The organism is Pseudarthrobacter sp. NPDC058196, assembly GCF_042882685.1.
Lineage (GTDB): Bacteria > Actinomycetota > Actinomycetes > Actinomycetales > Micrococcaceae > Arthrobacter.
This window is the reverse complement of record NZ_JBHVVN010000006.1, coordinates 264505-280948: the sequence shown is the minus strand read 5'-3', so window position 1 is coordinate 280948 and position 16444 is coordinate 264505. Positions and strand designations below refer to the sequence as shown.

At 64.1% G+C, this 16444-nt stretch carries 19 protein-coding genes and 1 pseudogene; 10 read left to right on the top strand and 10 right to left on the bottom strand.

Annotation, left to right across the window (positions count from 1 at the left end):
• Window positions 1–158: 158 nt before the first annotated feature.
• From ACFVVC_RS10925 to ACFVVC_RS10885, 9 genes are all read right to left on the bottom strand, one after another.
• A complete protein-coding gene (locus tag ACFVVC_RS10925; RefSeq protein ID WP_387452580.1) occupies window positions 159–668 on the bottom strand; it encodes a flavin reductase family protein in 510 nt (169 codons plus the stop codon).
• A gap of 15 nt (window positions 669–683) precedes the next feature.
• On the bottom strand, window positions 684–989 hold the full coding sequence (locus ACFVVC_RS10920; protein WP_387452577.1) for a hypothetical protein: 306 nt from the start codon (window positions 987–989) through the stop codon (window positions 684–686).
• A 111-nt stretch (window positions 990–1100) separates the two neighbouring features.
• On the bottom strand, window positions 1101–1589 hold the full coding sequence (locus tag ACFVVC_RS10915) for a DUF1097 domain-containing protein (RefSeq protein ID WP_387452574.1): 489 nt from the start codon (window positions 1587–1589) through the stop codon (window positions 1101–1103).
• Between the two features lie 185 nt (window positions 1590–1774).
• Window positions 1775–3052 (bottom strand): amidohydrolase family protein, encoded by a 1278-nt coding sequence (locus ACFVVC_RS10910; protein WP_387452571.1) that lies wholly within the window; start codon window positions 3050–3052, stop codon window positions 1775–1777.
• A gap of 43 nt (window positions 3053–3095) precedes the next feature.
• Window positions 3096–4004: an alpha/beta fold hydrolase gene (locus tag ACFVVC_RS10905; protein ID WP_387452568.1), complete on the bottom strand. Its 909-nt coding sequence runs from the start codon at window positions 4002–4004 to the stop codon at window positions 3096–3098.
• Complete coding sequence (locus tag ACFVVC_RS10900; protein ID WP_387452565.1) at window positions 4001–4873, bottom strand: fumarylacetoacetate hydrolase family protein; 873 nt, start codon at window positions 4871–4873, stop codon at window positions 4001–4003. Before ACFVVC_RS10900 ends, ACFVVC_RS10905 begins: the two co-directional genes overlap by 4 nt.
• 132 nt (window positions 4874–5005) lie before the next feature.
• The gene (locus tag ACFVVC_RS10895; protein WP_387452562.1) at window positions 5006–5647 is read right to left on the bottom strand and encodes a GntR family transcriptional regulator; all 642 of its coding nucleotides are present in this window, start codon (window positions 5645–5647) and stop codon (window positions 5006–5008) included.
• A 12-nt stretch (window positions 5648–5659) separates the two neighbouring features.
• Window positions 5660–7078, bottom strand: a complete 1419-nt coding sequence (locus ACFVVC_RS10890) for a DHA2 family efflux MFS transporter permease subunit (protein ID WP_387452559.1) — start codon at window positions 7076–7078, stop codon at window positions 5660–5662.
• An 80-nt stretch (window positions 7079–7158) separates the two neighbouring features.
• Complete coding sequence (locus ACFVVC_RS10885; RefSeq protein WP_387452696.1) at window positions 7159–7563, bottom strand: cupin domain-containing protein; 405 nt, start codon at window positions 7561–7563, stop codon at window positions 7159–7161.
• 86 nt (window positions 7564–7649) lie between these two features.
• On the opposite strand from ACFVVC_RS10885, the gene ACFVVC_RS10880 reads away from it, so the two are divergent.
• The 6 genes and pseudogenes from ACFVVC_RS10880 to ACFVVC_RS10855 all read left to right on the top strand — a co-directional run bounded on the left by ACFVVC_RS10880 (window position 7650) and on the right by ACFVVC_RS10855 (window position 13204).
• A complete protein-coding gene (locus ACFVVC_RS10880) occupies window positions 7650–8360 on the top strand; it encodes a GntR family transcriptional regulator (RefSeq protein WP_387452556.1) in 711 nt (236 codons plus the stop codon).
• A gap of 44 nt (window positions 8361–8404) precedes the next feature.
• Window positions 8405–9118, top strand: a complete 714-nt coding sequence (locus ACFVVC_RS10875) for an SDR family oxidoreductase (RefSeq protein WP_387452553.1) — start codon at window positions 8405–8407, stop codon at window positions 9116–9118.
• The gene (locus ACFVVC_RS10870; protein ID WP_387452550.1) at window positions 9111–10235 is read left to right on the top strand and encodes an SDR family oxidoreductase; all 1125 of its coding nucleotides are present in this window, start codon (window positions 9111–9113) and stop codon (window positions 10233–10235) included. The genes ACFVVC_RS10875 and ACFVVC_RS10870 overlap by 8 nt, the downstream gene beginning before the upstream one ends.
• Entirely contained in the window at window positions 10235–11575 is a 1341-nt protein-coding gene (locus ACFVVC_RS10865) for an MFS transporter (protein WP_387452547.1), read from the top strand. The genes ACFVVC_RS10870 and ACFVVC_RS10865 overlap by 1 nt, the downstream gene beginning before the upstream one ends.
• Window positions 11538–12230, top strand: coding sequence for an aldo/keto reductase (locus ACFVVC_RS10860; RefSeq protein ID WP_387452693.1), 693 nt, complete (start codon window positions 11538–11540; stop codon window positions 12228–12230). The genes ACFVVC_RS10865 and ACFVVC_RS10860 overlap by 38 nt, the downstream gene beginning before the upstream one ends.
• A gap of 27 nt (window positions 12231–12257) precedes the next feature.
• Window positions 12258–13204, top strand: a pseudogene (locus ACFVVC_RS10855) (aldo/keto reductase).
• Between the two features lie 228 nt (window positions 13205–13432).
• Here the strand turns inward: ACFVVC_RS10855 and ACFVVC_RS10850 are convergent.
• Window positions 13433–13744 (bottom strand): 4a-hydroxytetrahydrobiopterin dehydratase, encoded by a 312-nt coding sequence (locus ACFVVC_RS10850; RefSeq protein ID WP_387452544.1) that lies wholly within the window; start codon window positions 13742–13744, stop codon window positions 13433–13435.
• Window positions 13745–14109: 365 nt separating this feature from the next.
• Between ACFVVC_RS10850 and ACFVVC_RS10845 the strand changes: the two genes are divergently transcribed.
• From ACFVVC_RS10845 to ACFVVC_RS10830, 4 genes are all read left to right on the top strand, one after another.
• Window positions 14110–14316, top strand: coding sequence for a ribbon-helix-helix protein, CopG family (locus tag ACFVVC_RS10845; protein WP_246857429.1), 207 nt, complete (start codon window positions 14110–14112; stop codon window positions 14314–14316).
• A complete protein-coding gene (locus ACFVVC_RS10840; RefSeq protein WP_387452541.1) occupies window positions 14313–14681 on the top strand; it encodes a type II toxin-antitoxin system death-on-curing family toxin in 369 nt (122 codons plus the stop codon). The genes ACFVVC_RS10845 and ACFVVC_RS10840 overlap by 4 nt, the downstream gene beginning before the upstream one ends.
• 549 nt (window positions 14682–15230) lie before the next feature.
• Window positions 15231–15482, top strand: coding sequence for an SHOCT domain-containing protein (locus tag ACFVVC_RS10835; protein WP_387452538.1), 252 nt, complete (start codon window positions 15231–15233; stop codon window positions 15480–15482).
• Entirely contained in the window at window positions 15479–16048 is a 570-nt protein-coding gene (locus tag ACFVVC_RS10830; protein ID WP_387452535.1) for a sulfocyanin-like copper-binding protein, read from the top strand. Before ACFVVC_RS10835 ends, ACFVVC_RS10830 begins: the two co-directional genes overlap by 4 nt.
• Window positions 16049–16444: the final 396 nt, after the last annotated feature.

The following is a 16444-nucleotide window of genomic DNA, read 5'->3' as shown; positions in this document are numbered from 1 at the left end:
TAGTTGACGTTTCCGGCGAAGCTGATGGCAGAGGCATTCAGGCCGGCTTCCATCGTGTGGACCATCGTGCCCCTGCCTTTCCCTCCGGCGGCGTCCGGTGCCCTGGCCTAGTGCGAGGCGAAGGCATTTCAAGCTGCTGCGCGCGGACGCGAAGGGCGTTAGCGGGGGAGGAGTCCCGCGAATTCATGGTTTTGGAAGACCAAGGGATCTTTGGCGTTCCCGGTGTTGAGGCCCAGGACCTTGGCCAGGACAAAGGCGTGGTCCCCGATGGGCGTGACGTTCTCGATTTGGCATTCCAAGGCCGCGACTGCGCCTGCGACCAGTGGGGCACCGTATGCTCCTTGGATCCAGAAGCTGTCATCGAAGCGGTCCGCGTCCTTTTTACCCAGCTTGCGGCAGAACTGCGCCTGTGTTGATGCAAGAGCGCTGATGCCCAGCACGGTGGCCTTGTTGAGTTGTGGCCAGCTGGAAGACTCGTGGCCGATGAAGAAGCCGACCAGGCACGGGTCCAGGGAGATAAAGACGAACGATCCGACGATCATGGCGGCACGGTCACCGGTGAGTTCAGACTGTCCGGCGACGACGGCGACGCTGGTGGGCACCATGGACATGGTGTCCCGCACGTGGGTGGGATCGAGAGTGCCGGGCCGTTCGGTAATGATAGTCATGGCTGCCTCCTCCGGTTACCGGTGTTGCTGGATGTAGTAGAGCTGCTCGGCGTCAATCCACACTTCGTATCCGTCGAGTTTGTCGATGAGGATGCGTGAGTCGACGCCTTCGGGTGCGAGCCACAGCATTCGGGAGTCGGGGGTGGCATCTTCGATGCGTGCGGTTCTGACGTATGTGCCGTTTCGGCGGATTTCCACTGTTGCTGTTGTCGGGAGATGGAACCAGTCATCGAGCCGGAAGGACTGTGGCGGGTGGGGGGTGAAGGTTCTGCGTTCGATCGGGAAGGACCCGGCCGCAGTACGGGCTGTTGGTGCGTTCATCACGGTTCCTTAGGTGGCGGCGGGCAGGGTGGGGTCAGGTGCCACCGACCGCCGGGGAGCTGGCCGGTGGCACCTGAGAGGGGTTGGCGGGTCGAGCAGGCTTGCTGTGGTTCAGGCGACGGGTTGCGTGTCCGCGACCGGGACGGATGCCTGGTCCTTTTTAGCCGTGGTGAGGAGCCCCGCGGTGTATTCGGAGAGCCACCCAAGGCAGGCGCCGACGATCAAGGCCAGACAGGTGCCGGCCGCGTCGAAGGTGGTGCCAAAGTAGGCGGCGCATCCGGCAAACGCTCCGGGGATGAAGCCCAGGAGGCTCCAGCGGGCCTGGACGCACATGGCGAATGCTGCGATGGCGACGGAGATGCCGAGCGCGCCGGGGATGGGGAGGTTCGCCGCTCCCCAGACGATGATGGCGCCCCAGAGGACTCCGGAGAGGTTGGCAGGGATGGTTTTCAGGAGTCCGGCGCGTTTTCCGCCGGCTGCGAAGAAGCATGCCCAGGAGAGGAATCCGACCCAGGTTATAAGGCCCAGGGGTGTGCTGAATTGGGTCCAGAGCCCGGCGAGGATGCCGGCGGTGATTCCGATGTTGACAAGGGGCTTCATGGGTAGTTCCTTAGGGTCAAAATGGCGTCATTGTCTTTTTGAAAAGGAAAGCTGAGGGAGTGTGCATGTGCAGGCTTCGCTGAAGTGCACAGAACGCGGAGCGGGTGTTAGCTCTTTCGGGTGCGGGTGAATCTGGCGGTACGGCCCCGGCAAGGACGCCGGGGCCGTACTACGCGGGGAGTGTTTTAGAGGTGGGTCAGGGCGAGGTCGGCGGGGTCCGCGTTGTCGGGAGTCGCAGGCGTGGGTTCCACCGGTGCGCGGTGGAACTCGCCGTTCTTCATCACTGCGGTGATCTTGTTGATGTCCTGCAGGATGGTGATGTCTTCGAGCGGGTTGCCGTCGACGAGGATCATGTCGGCGTAGAAGCCGGGCAGGACCTTGCCGAGTTCGTTGGGCTTTTCGAAGAGTTCCCCGCCGAGGGCGGTGGCAGCGATGATGGCTTCCATTTCGGTGTAGCCGAAGAGCTTCACGAAGTGGTCCAGGTCCCGGGCGTACGTTCCGCGGGGCGTCCAGGCGAAGCCGTAGTCTCCGCCGGGCAGCACGCGGATGCCGCGGCGACGCATCTCCTGCATTGCCTTGACGGCGATGTCGAGTTCGCGGGCGTAGCCGGCCTGTTCGGCCGCCTCGTGGGAGTAGCCGAACGCTTCGGCGTCTTGGAGCGTTGCGACCAGCCAGTTGATGGCAGGGGCGACGAAGACGCGGTCCTTGGCGGCCTCGAGGAGGTCCATGCCTTCGTCATCAATGTAGGAGGCGTGGTAGATCATGTCGACGCCGGTTTTCAGGGAAATGAGCACAGAGTCGCGGCTGCGGGCGTGGGTGCAGACGCGCACGTGCCGGCGGTGCGCCTCGTCGACGGCGACCTGGAGTTCTTCTTCGGTGATGTAGGTGTCGGTGGCTGCCTTGGTGCCGGTGATTTCCTCACCGGAGATGCTGAGTTTGATCTGGTCCACGCCCAGTCCGATGGTTTCACGGACCACTTTGCGCATTTCCTCCACGCCGTCGGCGATCTGGGTGATGCCGGGCACGAGGTCCCCTGCGGTGGTCGCGATTTCCTGGCCGTTGGCCAGGTAGCGGGGGCCTGGGATGAGGCCGGCGTTGATGGCGTCGCGTACGACGACATCGAGCCGCTTCTTGGCGCTGGCCGCGCCGAAGCACATGGTGTACCCGTAGTCGATGTAGTACTTGGCTGACTCGACGGTGTGGAGCAGGTGTTCCTCGACGTTCATCGTTTCCAGGCTGTTGAGGTCGCCGTCGTTCCAGGTGAAGTGGGTGTGTGCGTCGCACAGTCCCGACATCAGGGTCTGGCCGCGGCCGTCGATGACCCGGGCTCCTTCGCGGGGCAGGTTGCCCGTGCCGGGACGGACGTCGGTGATGCGCTCATCGACGACGAGCACTTCCCCTAGGAATGGCTGGGCGCCGGTGCTGTCCAGGATGTTGACGTTGGTGAAGAGGGTTTTCGACATGACTTCGTTGTCCTTATCTTGAGCTGGAACGGTGGAGGTGTTCTTAGGGGGCTTTGCGGATCTGCATGGTGATGGTCTGCTGGCGGCGTGACTGACAACCGGGGCTGGCGCTGCTGCAGGCACACGTCTTCTTCGTCTCCGGCTTGAGCGTGGAGCCGGTGAGGAAGTCCAGGACCGCGGCGGTGACGAAGTCCGGTGCTTCCGGCACGGTCCAGTGGCCGGTGCCCGGGGCGACCAGGAGTTCGGCCTGGCCCAGCTCCCCTGCGATGGCCTCGTTCGATTCCGGGGTGCTGACTTTGTCTTCGCTGCCGGTCAGCAGCAGCACCTTGGACTGGATCCTTGCCAGGTCCGGGTTGGTTGCTGAGGCCAGGGCTTCGCAGGCCTGCGCGTAGGCTTCCGGGTCCTGGCCCAGGAGCAGTTCACGCACGAAGGGGCGCACCAACGGGTTCCCGATCGCTGCATGATCGGCCGTGGCGGCGGTCGCGACGGTGTCGGCCACCGCGGCCATGCCCTTTTCGCGGACGAGGGCCGCCCGTGCCCGGGTGGCTTCCTTGGCCGCCTGGGCTTGTTGCCGGACCGCGCCCAGCAGCACGACTTCCCGGACCAGGTCAGGACGTGTTGAGGCCAGCTGCTGGACGATGAGGGTTCCCATCGAGTGGGCAACAATGTGGGCGCGGCCTGTCGTGGTCTGGGATTCGATGACCAGGGCCAATTCAGCGGCCAGGGATTCCAGGCTAAGTTCCCCGACCCGGGGCGAGCGGCCGTGTCCGGCGAAGTCGTAGCGGGTGACGCGGAACCGTTCGGCCAGTGAGGCGACGAGGGGTTCGTAGAAGCTGGTGGTGCCGCCCAGTCCGTGGACCAGGACAACATCATCGCCGGTGCCCGTGGTTTCGACAAATAGGTGTTTCGTTCCGACGGCTGTCAGCCCTGCGGGGATGGTCGCGGTGCTCATCGGCCTTCTCCGATCCGGTTCCGCAGCGTGCCGAGCTTGCTGATGGTGATCTCCACGACGTCTCCGCTGGTCAGGAACCGCGGCGGAGTGAAGCCGATGCCGACGCCGACCGGGGTGCCGGTCGCGATGATGTCCCCAGGCTGGAGCGTGATGCCGGCGCTGATCGTTTCGATGATGGTGGGGATGTCGAAGATCAGGTCCGCTGTCGTGGCCTTCTGGCGGGTTTCACCGTTGACGGTGCACAGCAGGTCCAGGGGACCGTCGCCGACTTCATCGCGGGTTACGGCCCAGGGGCCCATGGGGCAGTGGGTGTCGAGGCTCTTGCCCAGGAACCACTGCTTGTGGTCTTTCTGCAGGTCACGGGCGGTGACGTCGTTGATGATCGTGTAGCCCCAGACGTGGTCCAGAGCGTCGGCCTTGCTGATGCCGCGGCCGCCCGTGCCGATGATGACGCCGAGTTCGGCTTCGTAGTCCAGTTCGGAGGTGACGCCGGTGTGCGGGTCAACGTCGGCGTTGGTGCCAATGACGGTAGAAGGTGCCTTGGTGAACACCACCGGGTATTCCGGTTGCGCGGTGGCGCTGGCGGTGGCGTCATAGCCGGAGTTGGCGAACTCTTTGGCGTGTTCGACGTAGTTGCGGCCCACGCAGAAGATGTTGCGGCGGGGGAGCGGGATCGGGGCCAGCAGCTCAATCTCGGTCGCGGGGATTGCTTCCCCGGTCACGGCGGCGAGCTGGGCCGCGGCGCTGTCCCAACTGTCGATGAGCGAAAGCAGGTCCTGCCCGCCCGGTACTGCAGTCACCGTAGAGGCGTCCTCGTTGAGGACGCCGGTCCGCTGGGTGCCGTTGTGGCGGAAAGTAACGAGTTTCAAAGTGATTCCCCTTCGAATCGATTATCGATAATTGATGAGGTGACTCTACATGACCGTGACTGGCATCACAAGCGATTATCGATAATTTCTTTTTGGATGGGGTGCGGGCCCTTCCGGGGAGGAGGAAGGGGCCTATTCCTGGGGGAGGATGGAGTACTCGTGCTGGTGTTCGATGACGAGCTTGGTGCAGAGGTCCGGCGTGCCGCTCTCGAAGGCTTCCAGGATCGGGACGTGGGCTTCGGCCGCTGCGTGCAGGTCGACGTGGCCGCGCACGACGGTGGCCATGGTGCGGGCCTCGACATACAGGGAATCCCAGATCTCCAGCATCAGCCGGTTCCCGGTCGCAACCACAACAGCCCGGTGGAAGTCGGTACTGTACTTGGCGATACCGTGGGCGTCATTCGTCGCCGCGGCTTCGCGCATGCCGGCCAGGGCCTCCCGCAGCGGTGCCGGGTCGGCGTGCAGTGCCGGATATGCGGCGGAGGCGGCGGTTCCCTCCAGCGCGAGGCGGACGAAGTAGACTTCGGCGAGGTCATCCTGGGAGGCGGACCGGACGAAGGTTCCGCGGCGGGGGATGTTTTCGACCAGCCGTGTGGAGGACAGCTCCCGCAGGGCCTCGCGGACCGGCGCTTGGCTGACGCCGAATTCTTTGGCGAGCTGGAGCTCCACGAGGCGCATACCGGGAGGGTAGGTGCCGTCAACGACCCTGTCCACGATGGTGCGCTTGACCTTTTCCGAGAGGCTCTCGTTCTCAAATGCTGCTGATACCGCCATTTCCCCAGTCTTTCATGATGCTCTCGTGGCGCCCGTCCGTTCAGGCCGTTTCGGGGCATGTTCTGGATCTCGCGGTGCGGGCTTGGGGTCCCTGAAGGCCAGGCTGGGGACAATGGCCAGCCCTGCCAGGGCCGCGGCGAGGAGAAAGGCGCCGGCATATCCGGAACCGGGGCCGTTGGTGCCGTTCAAGGCATTGAGGGCAGCAGCGGCGGCGGCTACGCCGACCGCCATGCCGATCTGCCGGGCCATGTTCACGATTGTCGAACCGTCGGCCAGCTCCGGACCGTGCAGTCCGGTGACGGTAGCCGTCTGCAGCGGGACGATGGTTGTGCCGAAACCCGCACCCGCAACCAGAATCGCGGCTGCCGTCAGCCAGCCCGGCGTGGCCTGGCCCGTCAGTGACAGTGCCCCCGCTCCCGCTGCCATGAGAGCCAACCCTGCAGCCAGCGGCGCGCGCGGGCCCGTGCGCCGGGTAAATCGGGTGGTGACCGGGGTGGCCAGCAGGATGCCGACGGCGTGCAGGGACGTCATGAGCCCGCTGTCCAGCGGGGACATCCCGCCCTGGCCCTGGAGATACAGCGGGAGCAGGAACAGTAGCGCCCCATAGGACAGGGCGGTCAGGAGAAAGGCGAGGTTACTGCTCCAGATCTCCCGCTTGACGAGCAGCCGGACATTGAGCATGGGATCTGCGCGGCGGAGCTGCCGTACGGCGAACCCGGTCAGGAGCAGCATTGCGGCGGCGATGGCGGTCAGGGGCACAGCAGCGGCGGATCCGTTCTCGGCGCCGGTAAGACCGAGCACCAAAAGCGCAAGGGCTGCCGAGACAAGCACAAGGCCAACGCCGTCGAACCGGGCAGCGGGGGCGGCTGGCCGCTGGGCCGGCAAACGCCGGCCGGTCAGGATGGCGGCGAGGGCGATGGGGACGTTGAGCCAGAAGACCCACTGCCAGCCGATGTCCTGCACAAACCAGCCTCCGATCAGCGGGCCCAGGACCGGGGTGAGGGCCGCCGGCACCGAAATGAGCGCGGAGGCTTTCGCCCGCTGGTCGGAGGGGAACGCGGCGAAAAGCATGGCCATGCCGATCGGGAGGATCAACCCTCCGCCCAGACCCTGTAGAGCCCGGAACGCGATGAGGACCGGCAGGGACCATGCCAAGGCGGTGAGGGCCGAGGCCGTCCCGAAGATTCCCAGCGCGATCAGGAAGGCACGTCCTTGGCCCAGGCGGCGGCTGATCCAGCCACTCATCGGCAGTGACACCGCGATCGCCAAAAGGTAGGAGGTGATGACCCATTGGACCGGACCGGGGCCGGCGTCGAACTCCTCCTGAAGGGTGGGCACCGCGATATAGACCACGGTGGTATCCAGCAGGTCCATGACGACAGCCAAGGTCACGGCCACGGCGGTCAGCCGGGGAATGTTTCGTTCAGGCATAGCTGGGCGTTCCTTTCGGATCGGGATCCGCATTGTCGTTGATCTGCCGCAGGCGTCCGACCGTATCGATGTGTGGTCAGTTATTGGGGATCGGATTTTGTCGCCTGCACAGTGCCGTGCGCGTGTTCCGGTGGTGAATAGATCGAGTAGAGCTTCAAGGGGACAGCACCCACGGCTGTGACGTTGTGCCAGGTTCCGGCCGGAACAAAGATCGCATCGCCGTCCCGTGCGTCCCATTCATGGATCAGATTCTCGGCTGCAGGGCCCATCTGGACCTTGCCCTGTCCGCTCTCAACCCGCAGGAACTGGTCCACGTCCTGGTGCACTTCCAGTCCGATGTCGTCCCCCGGGGTGATGGCCATGACGGTGACCTGCAGCCGGCCGCCCGTCCAGATTGTCCTTCTGTAGTCTTCGTTGGCCTCTGTAGCACTCTCGATGTCGAGGACGTAAGGCGCGGGGCCACGGTCAGTGAGCGTCGAATCAATCTTTTCTTCAGTCATGAATCAATTATCTATTATCGATAATGTAGTATCTAGGTTGGTAAGGCTCATCTAAGGGAGGTAAGCAACAAATGACAGTGACAGCGGGGGAGTCCACCGTGAAGGATCCGGACTCCTCTTCCGGCGGCCCCCTGGTTGCCACGCCCTTGCGCGTCCGCGTCCGCGACCACATCGCGGCCAGGATCGTGGATGGGACCTACGTCCCGGGCCAGCGCCTGACAGAACTGGAGATAGCCCGGAGCCTGGGCACCAGCCAGACACCTGCGCGGGAGGCGCTGCGGGACCTCGCGGGCATGGGCTTTGTAGAGTCCGAACCCAATAAGGGCTGCCGCGTTCGGGAACTGGACAGCGAGGACCTGCGACAGGCCCACCCCGTCCGGGCCGCCCTCGAGGAAATCGCCGGACATTCGGCTGCACGTCATCTGAAGGGCAAGACAACGGACTTGGCCAGCGCGCTGGATGGAATGCGGGCCGCGCAGGAAAACGGCGATCTCATCGCGCTGTGCTTCCACAGCACACGCTTCCATCGCCACATCGTTGAAAGCGCCGGCAACGATGCACTCACCCGGGCCTGGAACGCCCTGGGAATCGAAATGCTCACCCTCGTAGGCGCTGCCCACGACCAGGTGGGCTTCCCCAACTCGGTGGAAGAACACGCCGAAATCATGGCAGCCCTCGAAGCGGGTCAAGCCGCCGCGGCGGCCCGCCTCTTGAAAAGCCATGCCTGCTCATACGTCACCAGGGATCCGGGTTCCACCGGCGCCCTGTGCACCACCCCGTAACTGACCAATTTGCCTTCACGGCCCGAACCCAAAGGAACATCAGCATGAGCACCTCGCAGACAGTACTGATCATCGGCGGAACCTCCGGCATAGGTCGCGACACCGCGAAACTCCTGGCATCACGCGGTGGCGCGGTCATCGTTGCCGGACGCACGCAAACCCGCGCGCAGGCCACGGCCCGGGACATTGGCGGCGGCGCCGTCGGCCTTGAGATTGACCTCACTGACATGGACAGCCTCCGGGCAGCCGCTGCGGCAACAGGCCCCATCGACCACCTGGTCCTCTCCGCCGCCGCCCTGGCCTATGCCCCCTTCCGGGAACTTGCCATCGACGACGCCCGGAACGTCTTCGAAGCAAAATTCTGGGGTTACTACCGCGCCGTCCAAGTCTTCGGGCCGTTGCTGCCGGACACCGGCAGCATCACTTTCTTCTCCGGCGTCGCCGCCGACCGCCCCGCGCCCGGCACGGTAGCCGTGACAGCAGTGAACGCCGCCGTCGAAGGCCTCACCCGCTCTCTCGCCGTCGAACTAGCTCCCGTGCGGGTTAACGCCGTCAGCCCGGGCATGACCGACACCGAGGGCTGGTCCCACCTCCCCGACGACCAAAAAGCAGCAGCCTTCGAGCAGCAGGCCAAATCCTTGCCGACCGGCCGTATCGGACGTCCCGAGGACCTCGCCTCTACAGTCCTGCACCTGATCGATAACGGCTTCACGACCGGAACAATCCACCACGTTGACGGCGGAGCCCGCCTTGTCTGAGCAGCACCTCAGGGATCCGGACCAGCCCCGCCGGAAGGGCAGCGTGCTTGTTGCCGGGGCCGTGGGAGTGATCGGACGGCATGCGGCCGATGAGTATGTACGTCAGGGCTGGCAGGTTCGCGGCATCAGCCGGCGCCCCGTCCAGGGCGCCGGCTGGGACCACTTGTCGGTAGATCTCAGCGATCCCGCAGCCTCCGCGTCAGGTCTGGCTGAGGCCGAAGACACAACGCATCTGGTCTTCGGCGCTTACGCCGAGCGCCCGACGTCCCGGGAGCTTTCAGAGGCCAACGTCGGATTGCTGCGCAATACCCTTGACGGCCTTTACAGCGCCGGTGCCCCACTGCGTCACGTCACCCTGTATCAGGGCGGAAAGGCCTACGGGGCGCATCTGGGTTACTTCAACACACCGGCCAAGGAGCGGGACCCGCGCCTCGTGCAGCCGAACTTTTACTACGACCAGGAGGACCTGCTGCGTCAAACCGCAGCGGAGCGCGGCTTTGACCTGACCATCCTTCGTCCCGAAGGGGTAGTCGGTTACGCTGTCGGCAACCCAATGAACCTGCTGATGGTGATCGCCGTCTACGCCAGCATCTGTCGTGAACTGGGCCAGCCGCTACGATTTCCCGGCACGAGTGCCGCCTTTGACGCCCTCTATCAGGTCACCGATGCAGGGCTGCTTGCCCGGGCCACAGTATGGGCGGGCTCGGATCCACAGGCCGCCGGCGAAGTCTTCAACATCACCAACGGTGACCAGTTCCGTTGGCGCCAGCTGTGGCCGGCCTTCGCCCGTCACCTCGGCATGGATTACGCCGAACCCCAGCCGGTGCCCCTGGCTGACGCGATGCCTCAGCTCAAAAACGTCTGGGAGCGGCTGGTGGCCCGGCACTCGTTGGTCCCGACTCCGTATGAAGACCTGGTCGGATGGGAATTCGGCGACTTCCTGCTGCGGTCCGGGTTCGACAACGTCTCCTCCACCATTAAGGCCCGGCAGGCCGGCTTCACCGACTGCCTCGACAGCGAAGACCGGTTCCTGGAACTCTTCCGTGAACTTGAGGCCGATCGGATCATTCCGCCCGTTGTGCTAAGCAGCCAGTCATCTGAAAGGTACGTGCCCTGATGGGCAATGCGCGGGAATGGTCCTGGGCCGCCAGACTGACCGTTCTTGCGGTCGCCGCAGCTACAGCGGTCAGCGTTATTTACCTGCCACAGGCCATGCTGACGGTGCTGGCGGCTGGTTTTGGCGTGGCCCCGGCAGCGGCCGGTGTCATCGCGACCAGCGTTCAGGCCGGTTACGCCATCGGCATCTTCCTGTTGGTTCCCCTCGCTGACCGCGTCCAGCCCCGGCGGCAGGTCACGATTCAGTCGGTTCTCCTTGCCGCGGCCCTTGCGGTAACGGCGGTGCTGCCCGAGATTGTGGGAGTCACCTTGGGATTCCTGGCAGTGGGCCTGGTGGCAAACATTGCCCAGATCCTCATCCCGGCCGCGAGCCGGTTAGCCCCCAAAGGGAAGGAGGGCGCTGCCTTGGCAACAGTGGCCGGCGCCCTGCTGATCGGAATTTTCGGCGGCCGGATCATCGCAAGCCTGCTCGTTCAGACCATCGGATGGCGGTGGGTCGTCTTGTCTTTCGCCGCCCTGGTCCTGGCCGTGCTGCCGTTCCTGCGCACTGCCCTGGCCACAGAGCTCGAGCTGCACGCCGCCGGCGGCAAGTACCGACACCTGCTGGCCTCGACCCTTCAGCTGAGCCGGCGGAGCCCTGAACTGATCCAGTCTGCGCTGATGCAGTTCTTCGTGTTCGCCACCTTCAACTCCCTGTGGACGGTCACGGTGCTGCACCTCACCGGACCTGGCTTCGGCTGGAGCGTCCTCTCGGCCGGCCTCTTCGGGGCAGTCGGACTTGCCGCCGGAATCGCTACCCCGTTCAGCGGCCGCTTCGTTGACCGTTTCGGGCCCCTTCCGGTCGGTCTCGTGTTCTTGCTGGTCCTGCTTCTGGGTGTGCTGTCGGTGATCATAGACCTCTCGTCGGCCGTCATGTTTGGTGCGAGCATGTTCGTCATCACCTGGGCCACCCAGACAATCCTCTCCGCTAACCAGACCCGGACCCTGGCGGCGAACCCGGTCCAATCAGCCCAGGCCAACACGGTCTTCATGTTCGCCGTGTTCCTGGGCGGCTCGACCGGAGCCTTCACGGGCACGGTCGCCTTCAGCGCCGGAGGGATGCCCCTCGTCGGCGTGCAGGCTGGCGCCTTCGTTCTCATAGCCCTCGTTATCTGGTTCGCGTCCGCAACGCACCAGAAACGCACCACACCAAACCCTGGCAAGAAAGGATCACAGCATGACCACCGCAGGAAACATCCAGCTGAATACCGGAGCGAGCATCCCACCGGTCGGATAAGGATGCTGGCAGACCGCCCGCGCCGATATTGCCGCCGCCGCGCGCGCCGGATACCGCGCCTTTGACACCGCAACCTTCTACGCGAACGAACAGGCCGTAGGTCAGGGCATCCGCGACGCAGGGCTAACCCCCGAAGACGTCTTCCTCACCACCAAGGTATGGCGCGCCGACATGGGCTACGCTCAAACCCTGAAAGCGTTCGACACCTCACGCCGCCTGCTCGATGCCGACGTCATCGACCTCTATCGCATCCACTGGCCCCAGCCCGACTCCCGACTGGTCGCCGAAACCTGGCGGGCCATGGAAAAACTCCTGGAACGCGGAACCGTCCGCTCCATCGGTGTTTCAAACTTCGAAGCCGCCGATCTTGACCTCCTGGCCCAGCACTCGGACGTCACCCCCGCGGTAAACCAGATCGAACTAAACCCTCTACGGCAGCGCAAGAGCCTGGTCGCGGAAAATACCGCACGCGGCATCGTCACGACAGCCTGGTCACCGCTGGGTCAGGGCGGTCCCGTCCTGCAAAACAAGACACTGCTTCATCTGGCCGAAGACCATGACGTCAGCGTCGCCCAGATCGTCCTTCGCTGGATGCTCCAAAAGCGGATCGTAACAATCCCGCGTTCAACCAATCCCGCACGGATCGTCGAAAACCTCGACCTGGACGGGTTCGCCCTGGCTCCACCCGAAATAGAGCTCATCGACGCGCTCTCCGTCTGACAGAACCACTACTAAAGGACCTTGAAAATGACGACTATCGGACATTCGGATCTCAGCATCTTCCCGCTCGCCCTGGGAGGAAACACTTTCGGTTGGACCTCTGACCAACAGACTTCCCACAGTGTTCTGGACGCTTTCACCACACAGGGCGGCAACTTCATCGACACAGCAGACAGCTACTCGGCCTGGGCCGAGGGCAACATCGGAGGGGAATCCGAGACCATCATCGGAGACTGGATGGCACGGCGCTCCAACAGGTCCCAGGTCATCATCGGAACGAAAGTCAGCCAGCACCCCGATCTTCCCGGCCTCTCCCGAAAGAACATCGTGGCAGCCTCCGAAGCACCCTGCGACGCCTCGGCACCGACTACATCGACCTCTACTATGCCCACTTCGATGACGAGACCACTCCTCTGGAGGAGACCGTCGGAGCCTTCGATGATCTCGTCATCGCCGGAAAAGTCCGTCACGTCGGCCTCTCCAACTACAGCGCGGACCGGATCAGGGAATGGATCAGGATCGCGGACGACAACGGCTATGCCCGTCCCGTGGCCCTGCAGCCGCACTACAACCTGGTACACAGAATTGACTTCGAGGGCGAACTGGCTTCACTGGCTGCCACCAACGGGCTCGGGGTCATCCCCTACTGGTCCCTCGCCAGCGGATTCCTCACCGGCAAGTACCGGACCCGTGAAGACCTCGTGGGCACACCCCGAGAAAAGATGGCAGGCAGTTACTTCAGTACCGAAGGCTTGCGGGTCATCTCCGTCCTCGACGACATCGCGCAGGAGAGAGGCACCACTATTGCGACAACAGCCCTCGCATGGCTTCTCACCCGACCCAATATCGCCGCCCCAATCGCCAGCGCCCGCACCGCGGAACAGCTGCCCGACCTCATGGGAGCAGCCTCCCTGGCCCTCACAGAACTGGAAATCCACCGCCTCGACGAGTTGTCCTCCCTCATTCCGGCCTGAAAAATAAAAGGGGGCGTTTCGCTGCCTGGTCGTGGCCCCGCCCGGCGTCCAGACGCAGGGCGGGGCAGTTTGGACTGGGAGAGCTTGGGGAGAAACCGTCACGATATCGGCCGGAAGTAGCCCTATACCGAGCACTCCCTGTCTGATTTCAAAGGCTGATAATGAAGATTCCGTAAAGGCCGCTTAGCGCCTCGATGGTCCGTTCGCCCTGTGCCCGACGGCGCGGACTCACTCCGCGGCGGCGACCCCGAGGTCCGCGGCGTGGCCGCTGATGGTGCGGGCGAGGTCGATGTCGCGGCTGGTGATCCCGCCGACATCGTGGCTTGAGAGCGTGACGCCGACCTCGGGGTAGGTGAGCGTGAGGTCGGGGTGGTGGTTGGCCTGCTCGGCGGAGGCGCCGATGCGGTTTACGAGCTCCAGGCCGGTGGAGAACTTCCGGGTCCTGAAGGTGGCGGCGAGGGCCTCGCCGGTCACGTGCCAGCCGGTGAGCCCGGTCTCGGCGAGTTCGGCGGCGGACAGCTTCCGTTGGGGATCAGTCATGGTGCCATCATGGCTCGGGATGGCCGCCTGGGCTACCCCTGAGGCACCACTTCGCCAAGGGTGATGGCAGGCGCCGGCGACTGAGGGTAAAACTTCGGCACTGCCCAGGGACAACCTGTCACGCGCTGGTAAGCGAGAGAAAAGCCCAGGGGCGCCCTTCTCCGAGCCATCCCAAGGTCAAATTCGAAGGCCGATATCGGCCGTTCGATAAAGCCGACAGGACCCTTCGGATTTAGGCGCCCGGCCGACTGAAAGATTCGGGCAGCGAACTTCATCCCGGTGCTCCCGCCCCTTGAGCTCGGGACTCGAATCGGAGGCGCGTGCCGCCTGCTGAGGTGTCAGTACCGTTTTGGTACCATGGTGACATGGCTATGAATCTCCGTGTCCCTGAAGACCTCGATCGGCGGCTGGAGAAGTTGGCCGCCGAGGAACACACGTCCAAGTCCGCGCTTCTGTTGCAGGGGGCAGAACTGGTTCTGCAGCGCCATGCGCGGCGGCGTGAGATCAGCGCTGGGCTTGATTTTGTTATGAGTCATGACGCGGAGTTGCTGAAGCGCCTTGAGGACGCGTGACGGCGTACCTGGACATTGAGGATGCACTGCAGGTAGTTGATCGGTACGGGTTCCATATCTGTGATGTCGGGTTGTTGGCCTCGGCGTTGGCCAGGCCGGCTACGACTGTCATGGGTGCGGATGCTTATCCGGAGCTGGCGGTGAAGGCGGCCGCTTTGTTGGAGTCGGTCGCGCGGTTCCATCCACTCATTGATGGGAACAAACGGACGGCGTGGACGCTCATGGTGTTGTTGCTCTGGGTCAACGGTTACCGGCATGGCTTCACCACGGAGGAAGGCTTCGACCTCGTCGTTGGAGTCGCCGCGGGCACTGTCGACTTGCTGGACTCTGCCGCCGAAATTTCCAGGCATCTGGTGCCCCGGTAGTCCTTCACCCCCCGAAAATGGGGTGTGGACAATGTTCACACTTTTCGTCTCGTACTGCCTCGTACAGCTGCCGGACTTCTTCGAATTCCGCATGATTTCGCGGATTCCCATTGTATATAAGGGCGGGAATGTAGTTCGAGTCCCACCTCGGGCACAGCAGATCCCCTCGTCGGAGGGGTTTTTTGCTTTAACGTGTGTACAAAGCTTGTGGTGGCGCCCCTCTGACGGCTGGGTCGCGGGCTGTGGGCCTGGCTGCCGCGGAGCCTATTCAGGTGTGTGGGTGACGGGTTCAAGACCTTGGCTCGTGGGTCTTCCGCCTGCTGTGGCGCGGTTCTTTGGTTCCTCTTTCCGGTTTTGTTGGTGTTGGCCGAAGGCCAACACCAATCTGCCGGGGAGTTGCGGCCGGATGGGCACGAACTTCTCCACGCCAAGTGACCAGTGGCGCTTTGGACGGCTTACGGATTCCGTGACTAATGGCTCTGTTGCATCAGGCGTTGACCACGCAAAAGTTGAAGCAACGGCGGCAGCGATTGAAGGGTTGGTCCGCGCATGATGTACGGATGGTACGGCGACTGGGGTGTGGGCGGTTGGATTGTTATGGCCCTGATGATGCTGCTGTTCTGGGGTGGTGTGGTGACGGTGGTGATTCTTCTGGTCCGTGGCGGACGCCAAGGGCGCGGGGGATATTACGGGTCTGCTCACGATGAGGCTGAGAGGATCCTGAACGAACGATTCGCTCGCGGCGAAATCGACGCGACCGAGCTTAATGAACGCCGGGCTGCCCTCCGTCGCAAGCCGTGAATACACCCTCCCGCAGCCCCCAGATCCTGATCGGCGTTGTCGCGACCGTACTGCTGGCCGCGTTGTCCATGACGGGGATCGCGTTGCTGGGCGGAAATAAAAATCCGGGTGGGCCAGGGAATCCCGGCACAACCCGCTGTGCGGCGCCGACCTTCGCCGGCACCGTCGTGATCGTCACCACCACTGATAGGGGACGAGCCATGATGGCCGGGCGCGGGAGGATGCGTGGCGGCATGCGCCTGACTGCAGACCGGGCCACCGTGGTCCACGGCAAGGTGTCCTTCCTCGTCACTAACGACGGCACCGTCCCACACGAATTGCTGGTCGTCCCCCTGTCAGGCACCCAGAGCACAGGAACCCGCCCTATAGGCGGGGACGGAAGAGTCGACGAGGCCGGCAGCCTGGGTGAGGCGTCCACTACCTGCGCCGGAGGCGAAGGCGAAGGGATCCTGCCGTCCACGACCGGATGGGTCAGCCTTGACCTGCCGCCCGGGCGGTACGAGCTGTTCTGTAACCTCCCGGGCCACTACTGGGCGGGGATGTACACCGGGCTGACCGTCACCTGAACCGGTGACGAACCGCCGGACCCGCAAGGCTCAGGCGGAGTCGGCCAGGCGGAAGGTCGCCCCTCCATCGGTGGAGGTGACCAGACCGTCGGTGGTGGCAGCCCAGATCCAACGCTTGCCGTCTGCTCCTTCCACCCCGGTGATCACCTGGACCCGGCCCTGGATGCGGCCCGCGCGGGTCCAAATAGTTCCGGCGTCGTCCGACTGGTGGACCGTGCCGTCGGGTTCTATACCGACGACATCGGTGCCGCTGGCGAAGACGGCGAACTGGATGATCGGTGCCGTGGTGACCCATTGCCAAATTTGCCGCCGCCCACGGACTTGATCAGGCCCAGCGGGCTGGGTAGATCGGCGCCGGTGCCCGGGTGCCCGGAAGCATAGAACACACCGTGGTCC